The organism is Streptomyces sp. NPDC002845, assembly GCF_053591955.1.
Genome location: NZ_JBSFUU010000025.1, coordinates 78323 through 96711, shown reverse-complemented (window position 1 = coordinate 96711; position 18389 = coordinate 78323). Strand labels below are relative to the sequence as shown.

The following is an 18389-nucleotide window of genomic DNA, read 5'->3' as shown; positions in this document are numbered from 1 at the left end:
GCACCCGTACCCGTCAGATACCCGCATACCCCCCGTCCTCCCGCCGCCCGATCTGCTCCCCCAGCTCCGCCGCCATCGCCTTGATGGTCTCCAGGCCGGCCCTCCCCCACGGGCGCGGCTCCACGTCGACGACGCCGACGGTACCGAGGGCGATGCCCGTGCGGTCGAGGAGCGGGGCGCCCAGGTAGGAGCGGATGCCGTAGTCGTCGACGATGGGGTTGCCGGCGAAGCGCGGGTATTCGGAGACGTCTTCGAGTACCAGGGCCTTGCGCCGGACGACCACATGGGGGCAGAAGCCGTGATCACGGGCCAGATAGCGGTCCGCCCCGAACACGGCGGTCTCCCCACCGCCCCAGCGGGCCCGCTCACGTGTGTGCAGCCCCGCGAAGAACTGCCGGTTCTCGTCGATGAAGTTGACCATCGCGTACGGTGCCGAGGCGACCTCCGCGAGCCTGGCCGCGAAGGCGTCGAAGGCCGGTTCGGCGTGTTCACCGAGGCCGAGTCGGCGCAGCCGGCGCACGCGCGCGGGGGCGTCCTTGTCCTCGGGGGTCAGCAGCAGCCGGCCGGCCGGGCGCGGGGGGTCGTAGGTCATGGCCGGGCTCCGCGGCTCATGTCGTACGTCATGTGTGGGCTCCGTGGCTCGGGGCGTGCGCGGGGGTGTGCGCGAGGAGGTGCCGTACGAGGGTGAGCAGGGTCTGTACGCCGGAGCTGGAGATCCGGGCGTCGCAGCGCACGACCGGGATCGCGGGGTCCAGGTCGATGGCCGCGCGCACCTCCTCGGGGTCGTAGCGGTAGGAACCGTCGAACTCGTTGATCGCGACGATGAAGGCGAGGCCGCGCTGCTCGAAGAAGTCGACGGCCGCGAAGCAGTCCTCCAGACGGCGGGTGTCGGCGAGGATGACGGCGCCGAGCGCGCCCTCGGAAAGCTCGTCCCACATGAACCAGAACCGCTGCTGCCCGGGGGTGCCGAACAGATAGAGCACGTGTTCCTGGTCGAGGGTGATGCGGCCGAAGTCCATCGCCACGGTCGTCTCGACCTTGTTCTCGATGCCGTCGAGGTTGTCGGTCGCGGCGCTGACCGTGGTGAGAAGCTCCTCCGTGCTCAGCGGCGCGATCTCGCTCACCGCGCCGACGAAAGTCGTCTTGCCGACTCCGAATCCGCCCGCCACCAGGATTTTGAGCGCGGTGGGAAAGGGGTCAGAGCTGTCGTCGTAGTCCATCGAGCACTGCCTCCAGAAGAGACCGGTCTGTCGGGTTGTGGTGGAAGGTCGGGGGTTTGGTGGTGAGGGCCCCGCAGTCGACCAGGTCGGACAGCAGCACCTTGGTGACCGCCGCCGGCAGCCTGAGGTGGGCGGCGATCTCGGCCACCGAGATGGGGGCCCGGCACAGTTCGAGTGCCTGCTCGTGCTCGGGGCCGAGATAGCCGAGGGGGGTGGCTCCGGTGGCCATCACCTGCGACAGGAGATCGAGCGCGGCGGTCGGCTTGGTCCGGCCGTTGCTGACCGTGTAAGGGCGCACCAGCCGACCGGCCGCGTCGTCGAACAGGGGACCGTCGCCGGTCGCGGCCACGTTCAAGGCCTCATCGCCGAGGGTTCGACGGCGGCCTGCCTCGGGGCGGTCATCAGGTAGGGGCGGACGCTCTTGACCAGCATCGCCATCTCGTAGCCGAGCACCGCCGCGTCCGCCTCGCGCCCGGCGAGCACGGCCAGGCAGGTGCCGGAGCCCGCGGTCGAGACGAACAGCAGTGTCGAGTCGAGTTCGACGACGACCTGGCGTACGTCGCCGCCGTCGCCGAAGCGGACGCCCGCGCTGCGTCCGAGGGAGTAGAGGCCGGAGGCCAGTGCCGCCATGTGGTCGGCGCTGTCCGGGTCGAGGCCGTGGACCGACTTCACGAGCCCGTCGCAGGACAGCAGCACCGCGCTGGTGGTGTGCGGTACGCGCTGCACGAGGCCGCTCATCAGCCAGTCGAGATCGGATACATGGCCGGTCGGCGCATCGCTCGCCATGGTGGATCGACTCCTTGGGGTACGAAGGTCTGCGGGAGCGGAGGGGGTGGGCGTGATCATCCGGTCGGGGTGCTCCCGTCGTGCCGGGGGGTGAGGTCGTGTCCGGGCGCGGTCTCGCGCGCCGCGTGCGCTTCGCGGGACGCCGTCGAGTGCGTCGTGTACGCGTCGCCTATGTGCGCCGCCTCCATGGACGGCGGTACGGCTATGGGGGTCGCCGTCGACGGCAGGTCCGACGACAGGTCCAGCGGCGCGTCCATCGCGGATACGCCCATGGAGGCCGTCATGTCCCTGGGGCCCGCGGCCTCGGCGAGTCCGATGCCCCGCTGGAAGGCGGCCATCAGCCCCGGGTCGTGGCCGACGTGCTGGTCGGGGTCGGGTCGGGGCACGGACGCGGGGCCGCCGCGGAGCTGGGGTGCGATGTGCTCCTGGGCGCGCCGCCGGGGCAGTTGGGGTTTGCCCATGGTGCCCCGGACCGTGCCGGTGCGCGGGGTCGGCGGCATGGCGGCGTTCTCCACCACGGTCCGCCGGTCGTCGGGGCAGATGCCGGGCAGGGCGTCCGCCGGGTTGGGCCGCTCCTCGCGGGTCCCGCGGACGGGGAGCGGGCCGCCGCTGCCGGAGGCCGGGGCCTGCTGCCGGGGTACGGCGTGCGCCGCGCCCTGACCGGCCGGCGCGGGCTGCGGGGCACGGTGGCTCACGGGCGGCTGCCGTGCGCCGGTCGTCTGCTGCGGCCGCGTCTGCGGTACATCCCCGGAGGGGGCGCCCGGCTCCGAGCCCAGCAGCCCCTGCGGCACGACGAGTACGGCCTGGACGCCGCCGTAGATATTGGTCTGGAGCCGGACGTGGATGCCGTGCCGCCGGGCGAGCTGCGAGACCACGAACAGGCCGATGCGGCCGTCCTGGAGCAGGCTCGCCACGTTCACCTGGTCGGGGTCGGCGAGCAGGGCGTTCATCTTGTTCTGCTCGGCGACGGGCATGCCGAGGCCGCGGTCCTCGACCTCTACGGCGAGCCCGGAGGTGACGAGGTTGGCGCGCAGCAGGACCTGGGTGTGCGGGGCGGAGAACACCGTGGCGTTCTCGACGAGTTCGGCCAGCAGGTGGATGACGTCGGCGACGGCGTGCCCGCGCAGGGTGCCGTCGATGGGCGGCACCAGCTTGACCCGCGAGTACTGCTCGACCTCGGCGATCGCGGAGCGCAGCACCTCGGTCATGGAGACGGGGTTGCTCCACTGGCGGCGGGAGACGGCGCCGCCGAGGACGGCGAGGTTCTCGGCGTGGCGGCGGATGCGGGTGGCGAGGTGGTCGACGTGGAAGAGGCCCTTGAGCAGGTCGGGGTCCTCGATCTCGTTCTCCAGCTCGTCGAGGATCGAGATCTCCCGGTGCACGAGGGACTGAAGGCGCCGCGCGAGGTTGACGAAGACCTCGACCTTCTGCTCGTTGCCCGCGTGGCTGGACAGCTGCGAGGCCTGGACGACCGCGCCGACGGCGTTGTCGTGGGCGCGCGCGAGGTCGGCGGTGAGCAGCTCGAAGTCATCGGCGTCCGGGGCGGGCTTGGCGCGCGGTGTGCGGGCCGGAACTCCCTCCCCGCGCCGGAGCGCCTCGACGAGGGCCCGCAGGTCGGCCTCGCCGCGGGCGCTGCTGCGGCGCAGGGTGTCGAGGCGGTCGCGTACCTGCCGGGCGGTGCGGTTGGCCGCCACGGCGGCGATCACGATGCCCGCGAGGGCCACGCCGACGGCGCCCGCGAGCACGGCCCACAGGATGGGGCCGGGTCGGGCTCCGGTGGAGCGGACGGTGAAGAGCACGGCCGCGCAGGCACTGAGGGCCACGGCGATGGGCGGCAGGACCGCGAGGCGCAGCAGCTGCGACCGTATGGGGCTCTCGGCGGGCGAGGGGGCGGCACGGGCGACCGGTCGCCCGTGCCGCCCGCCTTCTCTGCGGTCTGCGCGTGCGGCCGGTTCCCTGCGTTCTGCGCGTTCTGCGCGTTCTGCGCGTTCTGCGCGTTCTGCGCGTGCGGCCGGTGCGCGAAGGTGAGACATCGGTGTCCTCGTACTGATCCGTCGGGGGCGTGGGGGCTCCCGCGTCTGCGCGACCCGGGCATGCGCCATCGCGTGCCGGTCGGGAGAGCCGAAGAATTCGGCCCTGCGTCGTCCGGCGGCCACTCACAGTAGTCGCCAACGCATCATGTGCGGTGGGCAGTTGACAAACTCCCCCACAAAGCGTCCCGCTCTGGTATGAGGGTTCGTACGACAGGCCGATAATCCTCAAACGTCTGTTCGCCCAAGAATCCGATTGCGATCAGTGCTGGTCAGAAGAGGCCAGAAGCTGCCGGAAATGAATGAAGAGGGCCGGGGAGCGAAATGCTCCTCGGCCCTCGATTTCGATCGGAAATTCACCCTGCGGGGATCGTTTCCGGCTCTCCGGTGTCTTCCGGAGCTTCCTTCCGGAGATCATCCGCCGTGGCCCCGGCGCTCTCCTCGACGACGGGCCAACCGCCCTTCGGCTCCTCGGCCACACCGCGCCACCAGGGCTCGGCGGGGACCGTCTCGGCCGTGGGTTCGAAGGGCTCGCCGGGGCGGGGCAGGCCGATCCGCGAGCCGGCCGCGCGGGCGGCGGCGATCGTGCCCTCGCCGGGCTCCGCCCAGGGGTGCAGCGCCAGGTTGAACGTGGCCCAGTGGATCGGCAGCATCAGGCCGTGGCCCGCCTGCCCGCCCTGGAGGTCGACGTGGGCGCGCATGCCCTCCTCGGGCGTCATATGGATGTCGGGCCAGAACTCGCTGTACGCGCCGATCTGGATCATCGTGGCGTCGAACGGGCCGTGCTCGGCGCCTATGTCCGCGAAGCCCTTGAAGTAGCCGGTGTCCCCGCTGTGGTAGATCCGGTGCTCCTGGCCCGCGACGGCCCACGAGGCCCACAGGGTGTGCTGGGGGTTGCGCAGGCCCCGGCCGCAGAAGTGCCGGGCGGGTGTGGCGGTCAGGGTGAGGCCGCCGACCCGGGTCGACTCGTTCCAGTCGAGCTCCCGGATCCGGTCCTCGGACACGCCCCAGTGTTCCAGGTGGGCGCCGACGCCGAGGGGCACCGCGAAGAGGGTGTCCGAGCCGGCCAGGGTCTTGATCGTGGGCAGGTCGAGGTGGTCGTAGTGGTCGTGCGAGATGACGACGACGTCGACCGGGCCGAGCGCGGCCAGCGGCACCGGGACCGGGTGCAGCCGCTTGGGTCCGGCGAAGTTGAACGGCGAACAGCGCTCGCCCCAGACGGGGTCGAAGAGCACCCGGTGCCCGTCGATCTCGGCGAGCACGCTGGAGTGCCCCATCCAGGTGAGCCGCAGCCGGCTCGCCGGGGGCTTGGCCAGGTCGGCGAGGGTCGTGGCGTGCAGCGGGACCGGGCCGGTCGGTGCGCGCAGGGTGCGCTCCTCCTTGCGGAAGAACGCCTTCGCCATCTCCAGGGAGGAACCGCCGGAGGGGCGGACACGCGTGCCCTCCGGGTTCACGAAGACACCGCCTGCGAAGTTCGGCGATCTGCGGATGCGCTCCAGACGCGCGCCGGACGGATCCGCGCCGAAGGAGGCGGGCCGCAGAGCGCGGAGCCCGGAGCTCGGGGAACGGAAACCGGACACGGCACCTCCAGGTGGAGTCGATGAGGCATTCCATTATGGTCCGCCCCTGTGACAACACGGGGCCGCGGGGCCCCAGAGCGATGCCATACTGACCCGCGATTCAGTTACGGCTCTGCTCACATCTCCCTGAGGAGACCTCGATGACCGCCCCCTTGCTGGCCCTGACCTGGACCGACCACGTCACCGGCAGGTGCGGCCACCTCGTCGTCGACCGCCTGGTGCGTGGTGTGGCCAGCGGCGGGCTGCGGATGCGGGCGGGCTGCACCCTGGAGGAGGTCACCGGGCTCGCCCGGGGCATGACCATGAAGGAGGCGCTGCACTACAACCCCCGGGGCAGATACATCCCCCTGGGCGGCGCCAAGGGCGGCATCGACTGCGACCCCCGGGACCCGGAGGCGTACGGACTGCTGGTGCGCTACCTGCGCGCGATGCGCCCGTACATCGAGAGCTTCTGGACCACCGGCGAGGACCTCGGCCTCAGCCAGAACCTGCTGGACCGGGCCGCCGCCGAGGCGGGGCTCGTCTCGCCGGTCCAGGCCGTGTACCCCCTGCTCGACGACGAGGCCGCGGCCCGGCGGCGGCTCGCGGACGCCTTCGCGGTCGAGGTGGACGGCATCGGGCTCGACGAGCTGGCCGGCGGCCGTGGTGTCGCCGAGTCGGTGCTCGCCGCCCTGGACCGGGCCCGGGTCCCGTACGCCGGAACACGGGTCTCCGTGCAGGGCCTGGGCACCATGGGCGGGGCCACGGCACGCTTCCTCGCGCGCGCGGGGCTCACGATCGTGGCCGTCGCCGACATCAAGGGCACGATCGCCAACCCGGACGGCCTGGACGTCGAGGCACTGCTCGCCGCCCGTGACGCGTACGGCACCGTCGACCGGTCCGCGCTCCGCCCGGCCGACCTCGAACTGCCGGGCGAGGCCTGGCTGTCCGCCGACGCGGAGGTGCTGGTGCCCGCGGCGGTCTCGTACGCGATCGACACCGGCAACCAGCGGGACATCAGGGCGCGTTGGATCGCCGAGGCGGCCAACATGCCCGTCCTGCCGGAGGCGGAGGAACAGCTACACGCGCGCGGGATCACCGTCCTGCCGGACGTCGTCGTCAACTCCGGGACCAACGCCTGGTGGTGGTGGACCCTGTTCGGCGACATCGGCCCGGACGCGGATGAGGCGTTCGCATACACCCGTCGCTCCATGCGCGCCCTCGTCGACCTGATGCTGTCGCGTGCGGAGTCCGACGGGACGACACCGCGCGCCGCCGCGCACGCGATCGTCGCCGACCGGCTGCCGGTCATCGCCGAGCGGTTCGGCCGGTACGGGTGACGGCCGGCCATGCCGTTTTTCGGCAGCGCATTAGGGTTGTCACGTGGCCAGAGTGCGGTTGAGCGTGGCGGAGCGGCGTGAGGAGTTGCTGCGGGCCGCCATCGAGCAGATCGAGGCGCGGGGTGTGGCGGCGGTGCGGATCGCCGACGTGGCCTCGTCGCTCGGCGTGAGCAACGCGCTGGTGCTGTACCACTTCTCGACCAAGGAGAAGCTGGTCGCCGAGGCGTTCACATACGCGGCGGAGGACGATCTCGCCCATCTGCGCAAGCTGCTCGGTCGCCGTACGTCGGCCCTCAAGCGGCTGCGGGCGGCCGTGCGCTGGTACGCGCCGACCGGGCAGGCCAAGGGCTGGCGGCTGTGGATCGAGGGCTGGGCGGCGGCCCTGCGCGAGCCCGCCCTGCGGGAGGTCACACGCGACCTCGACCGGCGGTGGAAGGCCGCGATCACCGACGTCATCGCGGAGGGCGCCGCCGCCGACGAGTTCCGCTGCGCCGACCCCGCGGCCACGGCCCTGCGCCTGACCGCGCTCCTCGACGGCCTCGCCGTGCAGATGACGGCATACGAGGGCGCCCTCCCCCGGTCACGCGCCCTGGAGTGGGTCGACGAGGCCCTCGCGCGGGAACTGGGCCTGGAACGCGAGGCGTTGACCGCGACGGCAACGGCCACGAAGGGCTGAGGCGGCGCTCCGGGGAGGCAGGGCGCCGCCGGGCTCCTCGCGCGCGGCGATGCGGTGCGCAGGTCCCGTCCGACGGCAGCGGCGACACACCCCGCCCGGCGACACCGGGGCGAATGCCGCACCTTGATGAGTGCGCGCACAACCTACCGCCGCACAGCTCGCCAGCCAGGCCCCGGCGAATGTGGCCCTCTCGCGGAGAGCGTCACATTCCCCCGGCTGAACACTCCCTCGCAACGGCTTCGCCCACAGCGTCGCCGGAACCGGAGCAGTACCCGGTCCTCACCGCATCCGCGGTGATCAGACCGCTTCCCCGATCCTCGTCTTGATGTCGTCCGGGGACAGGTGTCCCTTCGCCACCACACGGTCCCCGGAGGACTCCCCGCGCAGCCGCCGCCCGATCCACGGCGCGAGGTACTCGCGCGCCCAGTGGATGTCGTCGCGGCGGACCTCCAGGGTCCCGCGCGGCGGCAGCGGAGGCCACGGCTGGTCCGGGTCGGCGGGGACGTCCAGGCCGAGCAGCTGGCCGGCCCGCAGCGCCACGCGTGTGTGCCCCTCGGGCGACAGGTGCAGCCGGTCGTCGTCCCAGGCACGCCGGTCCTGGATGGTCTTCAGCGACCACAGGTCCAGTACGGGACAGCCGTACCGGTCGGCGATGGCGCGCACATGCAGGTTGTACGTGGCGATCTTGCCGCGCAGATGCTTCAGCACGGGTACGCCACGGGTGTCGAAGCCGGTGGTCACCATGACGGTGCCGACGGACGAGGTGAGATCGGCGACCGCGCGTTCGAAGCGCTCGGCGACCTCGTCGGGGTCGGTGCCCGGCCGGATGATGTCGTTGCCGCCCGCGCAGAAGGAGACCAGGTCCGGTGCGAGCTCCTTGGCTTTCGAGAGTTGGTCCTCGACGACTTGGTCGAGCAGTTTCCCGCGCACGGCGAGGTTGGTGTAGTCGAAGTCGCCCTCGGGCCGCCGGTCGGCGAGGAGCACCGCGAACCGGTCGGCCCAGCCGACGAACGCCCCGTCGGGGCCGGGGTCGCCGACGCCCTCGGTGAAGCTGTCCCCCACCGCCACGTACGACCCGATCACTGATCTGCTGTCATTCTTCGAATCGTCTGCCACATCGGAACATGATTCACCTTTGGGTGTGAGCTACGCGACCGTAGGAAAGGGTTGACGCGCGGTGAGATAGGCCACTCGTCAAGTCTTGGCCAACTTGGAATACGGCCGTCAACTGCGCCAGACCCGGAAGCCCGTGATCCGGAAATGGCTCCACACCGTCCGGAAGGCGAAGTGCCCACTCGTGCAAGGCTCCTGGTCCACGTGGTCGAAGACCAGCCGTCCGTTGTTCCACCACTGGACGGTCGAGCCGTCCGAGACGATCCGGACGCGGTGCGGCTCGTTCGCGACGAGCAACGGCTCGGTTGTCGGCACATGCGTCACAGCCAGTGGCGCCGCATACGGGCTCTGCCCAAGGATCGGCCCGGACTTGTCCGCGCTCCTTCCCTCTTCCACCCCTCGGGGCCACGCGGAAACGCCGAAGGCCGGACCCCGGGGATCGTGGGGTCCGGCCTTCGGAGCGAGGTGAACGTCAGATGGTGACGCCCTTCGACCGCAGGTACGCCAGCGGGTCGAGGTCGGAGCCGTAGTCCGGGGTCGTACGGATCTCGAAGTGCAGGTGCGGCCCGGTGACGTTGCCGGTCGCGCCGGAGAGGCCGACCTGCTGGCCCGCGGACACGGACTGGCCCGCCGAGACGGAGATCGAGGACAGGTGGGCGTACTGGGCGTAGTAGCCGTCGGCGAGCCTGATGACGACCTGATTGCCGTACGCGCCACCCCAGCCCGCCGAGACGACGGCGCCCGCGCCGACGGCCTTCAGGCTGGTGCCGGTCGGGGCCGCGAAGTCGACGCCGGTGTGGTAACCGCTGGACCACATGCTGCCCGCGGTCTTGTAGGCGGTGCCCACGGTGGCTCCCTGAAGGGGGAGGCCGAAGCCCGAGGCGCCGACGGTGTCGGCGGTCTGAGTGGTCGACGTGGGGGAGGTCGGCTCCTCGGCCTTCTCCGACGAGGAGGACTTGGCCTTGGACTCGGCCTCGGCCTCGGAACCGGCGTTGGACTCGGCCTTCGCCTCGCTCGACGTGTTCGACGACCGGGTGGTCCCGGTCGGCGCGCCACCGCCAGTGGAGGGGGCCTTGCCGCCGAGCGTGAGCTTCAGGCCCGGGTGGATCAGCGACGGGTCGGCGCCGATCGCCTCACGGTTGTCCGAGTAGAGCTTCTTCCAGCCGCCGTTGACGTCCTGCTCCACGGCGATCTTCGAGAGGTAGTCACCGGCCCTCACCGAATAGGTCCGCGTGGACGCCTTCTTCGTGGCGGCGGGCTTCTCGGCGGCGCTCTCCGCGGCCTTCCGGGGCGTCGCCGACTTCTCGGTGGCGGCCTTCTGCGAAACCGAGGTCGTGCTCTGGGAAACCGCGGCCGCCGGAGTGGCGGCATTGGCTCCGGTGGCCCCGATCAGCGGAAGGGCGAGCGCGGCGCCGCCGGTTCCGGCAACGGCGATCGAGCGGGTGAAACGCTGGGACTTCGGACGGCGGTGCTTACCCTTCGCGGGCATGACGAATTCCTCTCCGGCGCCTGCGAGGTGAGCTGTCGGGTGCGGACTGGAGATGCCCGGCCGTGCTTGCGCACGACTTAACCCCTAGCCGTTCCGGAGACCGGAACAGGCGTCATACCTGTGGGTCCCCCGCTCCTGCCGTTCAGGGTCGGTCTGCGGCTCCGGTCGGCGGCAGGATTGGGCGTCCGTCCGGATTGAGGCAGAACGTAAGCGACTTGTGCCACTCGGGACAACCATTGGGATTTCCTGTGCGTCTCCTTCTGTGATCCATGCGCCTATTCACGGTCACCCTCCGTAAATGAGCGATCTTTACCTTTTCCTAACCACCCTGAAAGCGCGCACAAATTACGTGAGCATGGCGGCCACGCACGGTCACGAATATGACCCTGGTCACCCGGCATCGACTCAGTGCGGTTTATTCCAGGGCCAGTTGGAATTCAGGCTCCATTTCGGGCAGAACGCTCAGATGCGACGCAGGCGGATAACTGCCGCATCAAAGTCACCACGCAGCCCCGTCCGCAACCCGTGATGCAACAGCACCGCACCTCGGTGCACTTCGCCCGTTTCGCGGCACTCGTACGCTTCCGTCGGGTCGAGGCCGCGCAGCCGGAGCGGGGCGACCGGCTCTCCGTAGTGCTGGGCCTGGAGCCAGGCGAGGACGACGACCTCGTCGCCGAGGACGTACTGCACCGCGCTCAGCCCGCCGGCCGGCGGGCTGAGCCGGTAGAGGTCGCCGCGCTGTACGACCGGCCGGATCTCCTTGTAGAGCCGCACCCAGTCCCGGGCCTCGGCGAGCTCCTCCTCGCTCCACTCGGTGAGGTCGCCGCCGACGCCGAGCACCCCGGCCATGGCGCTCACGAACCGGAACCGCAGCGAGCTGACCCGGTCGTTGAGCTGCGTGTTCGGGCTGTCGGTGACCCAGGCCGCCATGACCCGCGCCGGGTGGAGCTGGCTGAAGCCGTGCTGGATGGCGAGCCGGTCGAGCGGGTCCGTGTTGTCGGAGGTCCACACCTGGTCCGTACGCGCCATGACTCCCAGGTCGATCCGGCCGCCACCGCCCGAGCAGGACTCGAAGGCGACCCCCGGGTGCGCGGCCCGCAGCCGGTCGAGGAGACCGTAGAAGGCGTGCACGTGCTCGACCCACAGCTTCTGCGGGTACGGCTCACCGGGCCAGCCCGCGTCCGTGAAGCAGCGGTTGAAGTCCCACTTCACGTAGTCGATGGGCGCGCTGGAGAGCAGCCCGTGGAGTTGCTCCCACAGGTACTCCTGAACGTCCTCGCGCGCGAGGTTGAGTACGAGCTGGTTACGCATCTCGGTCCGCCGGCGCCCCTGCTGGAACTGCGCCCAGTCGGGATGCGCCCGGTACAGGTCGCTGTCCGCGTTGACCATCTCGGGCTCGACCCAGATGCCGAACTGCATGCCGAGCGCGTGCACGTCGTCGGCGAGCGGCCCCAGCCCGGACGGGAAGCGGTCGGGGTTGGGCGTCCAGTCACCGAGCCCCGCCCGGTCGCTCGTGCGCGCCCCGAACCAGCCGTCGTCGACCACGAACAGCTCGACGCCCATGTCCGCGGCCCGCCGCGCCAGCGCCCGCTGCTGGTCCTCGGAGATGTCGAAAGTGGTGGCCTCCCAGGAGTTGAACAGCACCGGCCGGTCCTGGTCCGCGTCCGGGATGACGTACGCGCGCTGGTACGCGTGCCAGGCCCGGCTCGCCCCGCCGTACCCGCCGTCGCTCCACAGCCCCGCGAAGACGGGGGTGGTGAACGTCTCCCCGGCGCCGAGCCGCAGCAGGCCCGAGTCGTCGTATCCGGCGCCGCCGGTGATCTGCACGCCCGCGTCGGGGAGTTGGGCCACGGCGATCCGCCAGGAGCCCGACCAGCCGAGCGCGCACCCGAAGACCTCGCCGCTCTCCTCGGTCGCCTCGGTGTCGAGCGCGACCCATGGCAGGTGCTGGTGCCCGGTGTGCCCGCGCCGGCTGCCGATGACCTTCTCACCGTAGGTGAGGTCGGTGCGCACGAGCCGGGACTCGGCCGCCCAGCGCCCGTGCAGCTGGGAGAGCCGCCAGCCCTCGCGCGGCGGCAGCGTCCAGGTCGCGGAGTCGGCGCGCAGCAGCTCCACCGCGGCCGTCCCTTCGTTGGTGAGGGTCACCCGGCGTTCGACGACGTCGTCGCGCATCCGGTAGTGCAGGGTGATGCCGAGCCCGTCGTCGGCGAACCGCAGCCGCAGCTCGTCGTCCTCGGCCTCGTACCCCGCGAAGGTCCACTCGGTGCCGCGCCGCTCGTCGGTCCGTACGGAGAGAGCGGGCCGTACGAAGCGGTTGCCGCCCTCGACGGGGTACTCCTCGTGCCCGTCGAGCGGGGACTCGAAGGCCGAGGAACCCCGCAACGGCAGGGTGGCGAGCGCCTCGGCGTCGACGAGGGCGATGCGCGGGCCCCAGTGCAGGTGCAGCAGCTCATCGGCCTCGGTGAGACGCAGCGCGTAGCTGCTGGTGGGCCCCGAGAGAAGCCAGGTGCGGCCGTCTCCGCCGATTTCCAACATCAAGCCCTCACATATTCGAACAGGTGCGATCAGGTCTGATCAGCCCCCAACATCATCAGGGGCGCGGCGGTTCGCAGGCAAACGCCTGTGGACAACTCATTGCCGTGGGCATCGATGTCGTATCGTCGAGTGCGCGCCCCGTCGACGATCGGCGCCGACGGCCGAATGCGAGGAGCCCTTCGTGACGCAGCAGATCCCGTCGACCGAGCCCGAGCTGACCGGTGTGCGCAACTTCCGCGATGTGGGCGGACTGCCGACGGTCGACGGACGGCGGGTTCGGCACGGGGTGCTGTTCCGCAGCGGTCATCTGGCGCACGCGACCGACGACGACGCCGCGTTCCTGACCTCCCTCGACCTGCACACGATCTTCGACTTCCGCAACGCGGCCGACCAGCAGCTGGAAGGTCCGGACGTCGAGCTGCCGGGTGTGCGGAACGTGAACCTGCCGCTCACCGACCCGGCGGACGGCGCCGAGTTCTGGAAGATGGTCCGCGACGGCGACATCGAGCAGCTGCGCTCGCTCCTGTCGGACGGCAGGGCGGCGGGCCGGATGGTCGACTCCTACCGCGTGATCATCAAGAGCCGCACGGCCGAGCACTCCCAGGTGCTGCACGCGCTCGCCGAGGACAGCGTGCCCGCCCTCATGCACTGCGCGGCCGGCAAGGACCGCGCGGGCCTGTCCATAGCCGTGACGCTGCTCGCCCTCGGCGTCGAGCCCGAGGCCATCGTCACCGACTACCTGGAGTCGAACGCCACCCACCGCCGCTACAAGGTCCACCGCAGCGGCAGCTCCACGAACGCGTACACCCCCGAGGTCATGGAGCTGCTCAGCCCTCTCTTCGACGCCCGCGCCGAGTACCTTCACGCGGCGTTCGAGACGATCGAGGAGACGTGGGGCGGCACGGACGTGTACCTGGAACAGGGCCTGAAGGTCACGCCGGAGGTCCGGGAGCGGCTGCGAGGGCGGTTGCTGGCCTGATCCCCCGTCCCCGACGACACGGCGAGCCTGGCCAGGTCTTCCCGGAGTGACCCGGCGGTGCTCCGCACCACGCGGTGTCGCCGAGGCGCAGCTCCGCCGCCCCGTCAGTACGTCCAGCCGCCCGCCTCGGTTGTCTCGGATTGAGCGTGAATGGCCCCTACCGGTTGGCGACCGCCTGCTTCACCAGCGTCTTCCCGAAGTCCCACATCAGCCCACCCCCGCTGTGCGCGTCGTCCATCACCTCGGTGAAGGCGTCGACGAACCGGTCGACGTCCCGCTCGCCGATGACCAGCGGCGGGATCAGCTTGATCACCTCCAGGTGGTCGCCGGAGACCTGGGTGAGGATGCGGTGCCGTTGCAGCAGCGGTACGACGACCATCTGGGCGAACAGCCCCTTGCGTGCCGCCTGGAGCATCGTCCAACGACTGCGCAGCTTCAGCGACCTGGGCTTGCCGAACTCGATGCCGATCATCAGCCCCCGGCCGCGTACGTCGCTCAGCAGCTCGTACTTGTCGACCAGCGCCGCCAGCCGGGACTTCAACTGCTCCCCGGTGGCCCGGGCGCCCGCCACGATCTGCTCGTTCTCCATCACCGACAGCACGGCGAGGCCGGCCGCCATGGCCTGCGCGTTGGAGCCGAAGCTCGCGGAGTGGACGAGAACGCGGTCCATGGACGAGTAGACCTTCTTGAAGATCCACTCCTTGCCCAGGGTCGCCCCGACCGGCACATAGCCGCCGGAGAGCGCCTTGGCGACGCACACCAGGTCCGGCTCCACGCCCTCGTCGTGCTGGTAGGCGTAGAAGTCCCCGGTCCGCCCGAGCCCGGTCTGCACCTCGTCGGCGATGAGCAGCGCCTTGTGCTTGTGCAGCAACTCCTGGGCGGCGCGCAGATATCCGGGCGGGGCCTCGTGCACGCCCTTGCCCTGGATGGGCTCGACGATGAGGGCGGCGACGTCGCCCTTCTTCAGCTCCCGCGCCAGGGCGTCGAGATCACCGAGGGGTACGGCCGTGTCGGGCAGCAGCGGTGCGAAGCCGTCGCGGAAGCCGTCCTCGCCGTTCACGGAGAGCGAGCCGGTGGTGAGCCCGTGGAAGGCGTGCGCGCAGTACAGCACGCGCGGCCTGCCGGTGGCGTACCGGGCGAACTTCAGCGCGGTCTCGACGGCCTCCGTGCCGCTGTTGCCGAAGAACACCCGGTCCAGGTGCGGGCCGTGGGTGAGGAGCCGCTCGGCGAGGAGCCCCGGCAGCGGCTGGCAGTCGAAGCGGGTGAGGTCGGCGAGCGAGGCGTCGAGGACGTCGTGCAGCGCCTTGCGGACGACGGGGTGGTGGCGGCCCACGCCCATCACCCCGAAGCCGGCGAGCATGTCCAGGTAGTCGTTGCCGTCCGCGTCCCAGAAGTACGCGCCCTCGGCCCGCTCGTACACCTTGTCGAAGCCGATGGTGTGCAGCATGCGCGGGAGCTGGTGGTTGAGGTGCCGAGCGTGGAGCTCGTAGCGCTCGGCGCCACGCTCGGCCAGTAGCTTGCCGAGGTCGAACTCCTCGGTCGCGGCTGCGGGTTCCACGGTCGTCATTCCTGCTTCTCCTTGGACAGCTCATCCTTGGCGGCCAGGCACGCGCTGATCCGCCCGGCGATCTCGACGGGCGTGAGGCCGATGTCCGCCAGCACCTCCCCGCGCTTGGCGTGTGCGAGGAACTGCTCCGGAATCCCGAACCGCCGTACGGGCACGTCGACTTCGGCATCCCCCAGCGCGAGCGCCACCGCGGCGCCGACCCCGGACGCCCGGCTGTTGTCCTCGACGACCGCGACGAGCCGGTGCTCGGCGGCCAGCCCGGGCAGCCCCGGGTCGACGGGCTTGACCCAGCGCGGGTCGACGACGGTGCAGCCGATGCCGCGGGCCTGAAGCAGTTCGGCGGCCTGCAGACAGACGGGCGCCATGACCCCGACGGCGACGAGGAGCGCGTCCCGCCGGTCGGCCCGGTGCAGTACGTCCAGTCCGCCCACCCGGTCGACCGCCGGGATCGCGGGTCCCACCGACTCCTTGGGGAAGCGGATCAGCGTCGGCGCGTCGTCGACCGCGACCGCCTCCCGCAACTGCGCCCGCAGCTGGTCGGCGTCGCGCGGCGCGGCGATCCGCAGGCCGGGCACGACCTGGAGGATCGACATGTCCCACATGCCGTTGTGCGACGCGCCGTCGACTCCTGTGACCCCGGCCCGGTCCAGTACGAAGGTGACCCCGCACCGGTGCAGCGCGATGTCCATCAGGAGCTGGTCGAAGGCCCGGTTGAGGAACGTCGCGTACACCGCGACGACCGGGTGGAGCCCGCCGGTCGCGAGCCCGGCCGCCGACACCGCGGCGTGCTGCTCGGCGATGCCGACGTCCCAGATCCGGTCCGGGAACCGCTCCGCGAACCTGCCCAGCCCCACCGGGTGCAGCATGGCCGCCGTGATGGCCACGACGTCCTCGCGCTCCTGACCGATCCGGACGATCTCCTCGCCGAACACCGAGGTCCAGGAAGGCCCGTTGGACGGGGCGAGGGGCTCGCAGGTGAGCGGGTCCATCACGCCGACCGTGTGGAAGTGGTCCTCCTCGTGCGCGAGGGCGGGCTCGTATCCGCGCCCCTTCTCGGTGAGGCAGTGGACGAGCACAGGTCCGTGGAACCGTTTCGCGCGGCGCAGCGCCGACTCGACGGCGCCCAGGTCGTGACCGTCTATCGGCCCGACGTACTTCAGCCCCAGGTCCTCGAACATGCCCTGCGGGGCGAAGGCGTCCTTGAAGCCCTTCTTCGCACCGTGCAGGGCCTCGTAGAGGGTGTTGCCGATGACGGGTGTGCGCTGCAGGACGTCCTTGCCCCAGGCCAGGACCTGCTCGTAACCGTCGGTCGTGCGCAGGGTCGCGAGGTGGTTGGCGAGGCCGCCGATGGTGGGCGAGTACGAGCGCTCGTTGTCGTTGACGACGATGATCAGCGGCCGGTTCTTGGCGGCCGCGATGTTGTTCAGGGCCTCCCAGGCCATGCCGCCGGTGAGGGCGCCGTCCCCGACGACCGCGACGACGTGCCCCTTGTCCCCCTGCACCTGGCGGGCCTTGGCGAGGCCGTCCGCCCAGCCGAGGGCGGTGGAGGCGTGGCTGTTCTCGATGATGTCGTGCTCCGACTCCTCGCGCGACGGGTAGCCGGACAGGCCGCCCTTGCCGCGCAGCTTGGAGAAGTCCTGGCGTCCCGTCAGAAGCTTGTGGACGTAGCTCTGATGTCCGGTGTCCCACAGGATGCGGTCGACGGGTGACTCGAAGACCCGGTGGAGCGCGATGGAGAGTTCCACCACCCCCAGATTGGGCCCCAGGTGACCGCCGGTCCTGGCGACCGCGTGCACCAGGAACTCCCGTATCTCCTCGGCCAGTTCACCGAGTTCCGCCTCGGACAGCGCCTTCAGGTCGCGTGGTCCCCGGATGCTCTCCAGAATCGTCACGCTCGGGCCCCCTCTCGGTCCGTGCTGTTCAACCCGTGTTTCTCAACTCACGGTGACCGCCGGCTCCCCCGACGCGACGCCGTCCTGCTCCATCTGCTCGGCGATCTTCATCGCCTCGTCGATGAGGGTCTCCACGATCTTCGACTCGGGAACCGTCTTGATGACCTCGCCCTTGACGAAGATCTGCCCCTTGCCGTTGCCGGAAGCCACGCCGAGGTCCGCCTCGCGTGCCTCACCGGGACCGTTGACCACACAGCCCATGACGGCGACGCGCAGCGGCACCTCCATCCCCTCCAGACCGGCCGTGACCTCGTCGGCCAGCTTGTACACGTCGACCTGCGCCCGCCCGCACGAGGGGCACGACACGATCTCCAGGCGCCGCTGCCTGAGGCCCAGCGACTGAAGGATCTGGATGCCGACCTTGCATTCCTCGGCGGGCGGCGCGCTCAGCGAGACGCGGATCGTGTCGCCGATGCCCTCGCTCAGCAGCGCCCCGAAGGCGACGGCGGACTTGATGGTCCCCTGGAACGCCGGGCCCGCCTCCGTCACACCCAGGTGCAGCGGATAGTCACACTGCGCGGCCAGCTGCCGGTAGGCGTTGACCATGACCACCGGGTCGTTGTGCTTCACCGAGATCTTGATGTCCCGGAACCCGTGCTCCTCGAACAACGACGCCTCCCACAACGCCGACTCCACCAGCGCCTCCGGCGTCGCCCTGCCGTACTTCTGCAGCAGCCGCCGGTCCAGCGACCCCGCGTTCACCCCGATCCGGATCGGCGTGCCATGGTCCCTCGCCGCCCCGGCGATCTCCTTGACCTTGTCGTCGAACTGCTTGATGTTGCCCGGGTTCACCCGCACCGCCGCACAGCCCGCCTCGATCGCCGCGAACACGTACTTCGGCTGGAAATGAATGTCCGCGATCACCGGGATCTGCGACTTACGCGCGATGGTCGCCAACGCGTCCGCGTCATCCTGCGTGGGACAGGCCACCCGCACGATCTGGCAGCCCGACGCCGTCAGCTCCGCGATCTGCTGCAACGTGGCGCCGATGTCCGACGTACGCGTCGTCGTCATCGACTGCACCGACACCGGCGCGTCCCCGCCCACCGCCACGGGGCCGACCATGATCTGCCGCGACACGCGGCGCTCCGCGATCGGCCGGACCGGCACCTCGGGGACGCCCAGGGAAACGGCGGTCATGGC

At 70.9% G+C, this 18389-nt stretch carries 15 protein-coding genes, 1 pseudogene and 1 riboswitch; of the genes and pseudogenes, 3 read left to right on the top strand and 13 right to left on the bottom strand.

The window, feature by feature from the left end:
- Positions 1-13: 13 nt before the first annotated feature.
- The 6 genes from ACWD3C_RS20055 to ACWD3C_RS20030 form a co-directional block, all read right to left on the bottom strand.
- Positions 14-592 carry a GAF domain-containing protein gene (locus ACWD3C_RS20055; RefSeq protein ID WP_451145638.1) on the bottom strand — a complete coding sequence of 193 codons (579 nt, stop codon included), beginning with the start codon at positions 590-592 and terminating at the stop codon, positions 14-16.
- Between the two features lie 28 nt (positions 593-620).
- Positions 621-1220 (bottom strand): GTP-binding protein, encoded by a 600-nt coding sequence (locus tag ACWD3C_RS20050; protein WP_451145636.1) that lies wholly within the window; start codon positions 1218-1220, stop codon positions 621-623.
- Positions 1198-1569: a DUF742 domain-containing protein gene (locus tag ACWD3C_RS20045; RefSeq protein WP_451145634.1), complete on the bottom strand. Its 372-nt coding sequence runs from the start codon at positions 1567-1569 to the stop codon at positions 1198-1200. Before ACWD3C_RS20045 ends, ACWD3C_RS20050 begins: the two co-directional genes overlap by 23 nt.
- A gap of 2 nt (positions 1570-1571) precedes the next feature.
- Positions 1572-2006, bottom strand: a complete 435-nt coding sequence (locus tag ACWD3C_RS20040; RefSeq protein ID WP_451145632.1) for a roadblock/LC7 domain-containing protein — start codon at positions 2004-2006, stop codon at positions 1572-1574.
- A 56-nt stretch (positions 2007-2062) separates the two neighbouring features.
- The gene (locus tag ACWD3C_RS20035) at positions 2063-3829 is read right to left on the bottom strand and encodes an ATP-binding protein (RefSeq protein WP_451145630.1); all 1767 of its coding nucleotides are present in this window, start codon (positions 3827-3829) and stop codon (positions 2063-2065) included.
- Positions 3830-4392: 563 nt separating this feature from the next.
- Entirely contained in the window at positions 4393-5616 is a 1224-nt protein-coding gene (locus ACWD3C_RS20030) for an MBL fold metallo-hydrolase (protein ID WP_451145628.1), read from the bottom strand.
- Positions 5617-5756: 140 nt separating this feature from the next.
- Here ACWD3C_RS20030 and ACWD3C_RS20025 point away from each other — a divergent pair, with 140 nt between their 5' ends.
- Both ACWD3C_RS20025 and ACWD3C_RS20020 read left to right on the top strand, forming a co-directional pair.
- Positions 5757-6935, top strand: a complete 1179-nt coding sequence (locus tag ACWD3C_RS20025) for a Glu/Leu/Phe/Val dehydrogenase dimerization domain-containing protein (RefSeq protein WP_451145626.1) — start codon at positions 5757-5759, stop codon at positions 6933-6935.
- A 43-nt stretch (positions 6936-6978) separates the two neighbouring features.
- Positions 6979-7611: a TetR/AcrR family transcriptional regulator gene (locus ACWD3C_RS20020; protein ID WP_451145624.1), complete on the top strand. Its 633-nt coding sequence runs from the start codon at positions 6979-6981 to the stop codon at positions 7609-7611.
- A 297-nt stretch (positions 7612-7908) separates the two neighbouring features.
- Here ACWD3C_RS20020 and ACWD3C_RS20015 read toward each other — a convergent pair whose 3' ends face one another.
- From ACWD3C_RS20015 to ACWD3C_RS20000, 4 genes and pseudogenes are all read right to left on the bottom strand, one after another.
- Positions 7909-8694: an SGNH/GDSL hydrolase family protein gene (locus ACWD3C_RS20015; RefSeq protein ID WP_451145622.1), complete on the bottom strand. Its 786-nt coding sequence runs from the start codon at positions 8692-8694 to the stop codon at positions 7909-7911.
- Positions 8695-8835: 141 nt separating this feature from the next.
- A pseudogene (locus tag ACWD3C_RS20010) lies at positions 8836-9030 on the bottom strand (DUF6250 domain-containing protein); the annotation flags it as partial.
- A gap of 166 nt (positions 9031-9196) precedes the next feature.
- A complete protein-coding gene (locus ACWD3C_RS20005) occupies positions 9197-10213 on the bottom strand; it encodes a M23 family metallopeptidase (protein ID WP_451145620.1) in 1017 nt (338 codons plus the stop codon).
- A 4-nt stretch (positions 10214-10217) separates the two neighbouring features.
- A riboswitch (cyclic di-AMP (ydaO/yuaA leader) is annotated at positions 10218-10377 on the bottom strand.
- 298 nt (positions 10378-10675) lie between these two features.
- Positions 10676-12748, bottom strand: a complete 2073-nt coding sequence (locus ACWD3C_RS20000) for an alpha-galactosidase (RefSeq protein WP_451145618.1) — start codon at positions 12746-12748, stop codon at positions 10676-10678.
- A 181-nt stretch (positions 12749-12929) separates the two neighbouring features.
- On the opposite strand from ACWD3C_RS20000, the gene ACWD3C_RS19995 reads away from it, so the two are divergent.
- Entirely contained in the window at positions 12930-13727 is a 798-nt protein-coding gene (locus ACWD3C_RS19995) for a tyrosine-protein phosphatase (RefSeq protein WP_451145616.1), read from the top strand.
- Between the two features lie 157 nt (positions 13728-13884).
- Here ACWD3C_RS19995 and ACWD3C_RS19990 read toward each other — a convergent pair whose 3' ends face one another.
- The 3 genes from ACWD3C_RS19990 to ispG are packed head-to-tail and all read right to left on the bottom strand — an operon-like array spanning position 13885 to position 18386.
- A complete protein-coding gene (locus ACWD3C_RS19990; protein WP_451145614.1) occupies positions 13885-15294 on the bottom strand; it encodes an aspartate aminotransferase family protein in 1410 nt (469 codons plus the stop codon).
- On the bottom strand, positions 15291-17186 hold the full coding sequence (dxs, locus tag ACWD3C_RS19985) for a 1-deoxy-D-xylulose-5-phosphate synthase (RefSeq protein WP_451145612.1): 1896 nt from the start codon (positions 17184-17186) through the stop codon (positions 15291-15293). Before dxs ends, ACWD3C_RS19990 begins: the two co-directional genes overlap by 4 nt.
- A 42-nt stretch (positions 17187-17228) precedes the next feature.
- Complete coding sequence (ispG, locus tag ACWD3C_RS19980; RefSeq protein ID WP_451145610.1) at positions 17229-18386, bottom strand: flavodoxin-dependent (E)-4-hydroxy-3-methylbut-2-enyl-diphosphate synthase; 1158 nt, start codon at positions 18384-18386, stop codon at positions 17229-17231.
- Positions 18387-18389: the final 3 nt, after the last annotated feature.

Coding starts and splice junctions, on each gene's coding strand:
- ACWD3C_RS20055 (WP_451145638.1), bottom strand. CDS start 592: ATGACCTACGACCCCCCGCGCCCGGCCGGCCGGCTGCTGCTGACCCCC.
- ACWD3C_RS20000 (WP_451145618.1), bottom strand. CDS start 12,748: ATGTTGGAAATCGGCGGAGACGGCCGCACCTGGCTTCTCTCGGGGCCC.
- ACWD3C_RS20005 (WP_451145620.1), bottom strand. CDS start 10,213: ATGCCCGCGAAGGGTAAGCACCGCCGTCCGAAGTCCCAGCGTTTCACC.
- ACWD3C_RS20040 (WP_451145632.1), bottom strand. CDS start 2,006: ATGGCGAGCGATGCGCCGACCGGCCATGTATCCGATCTCGACTGGCTG.
- ispG (WP_451145610.1), bottom strand. CDS start 18,386: ATGACCGCCGTTTCCCTGGGCGTCCCCGAGGTGCCGGTCCGGCCGATC.
- ACWD3C_RS20025 (WP_451145626.1), top strand. CDS start 5,757: ATGACCGCCCCCTTGCTGGCCCTGACCTGGACCGACCACGTCACCGGC.
- ACWD3C_RS20050 (WP_451145636.1), bottom strand. CDS start 1,220: ATGGACTACGACGACAGCTCTGACCCCTTTCCCACCGCGCTCAAAATC.
- ACWD3C_RS19990 (WP_451145614.1), bottom strand. CDS start 15,294: ATGACGACCGTGGAACCCGCAGCCGCGACCGAGGAGTTCGACCTCGGC.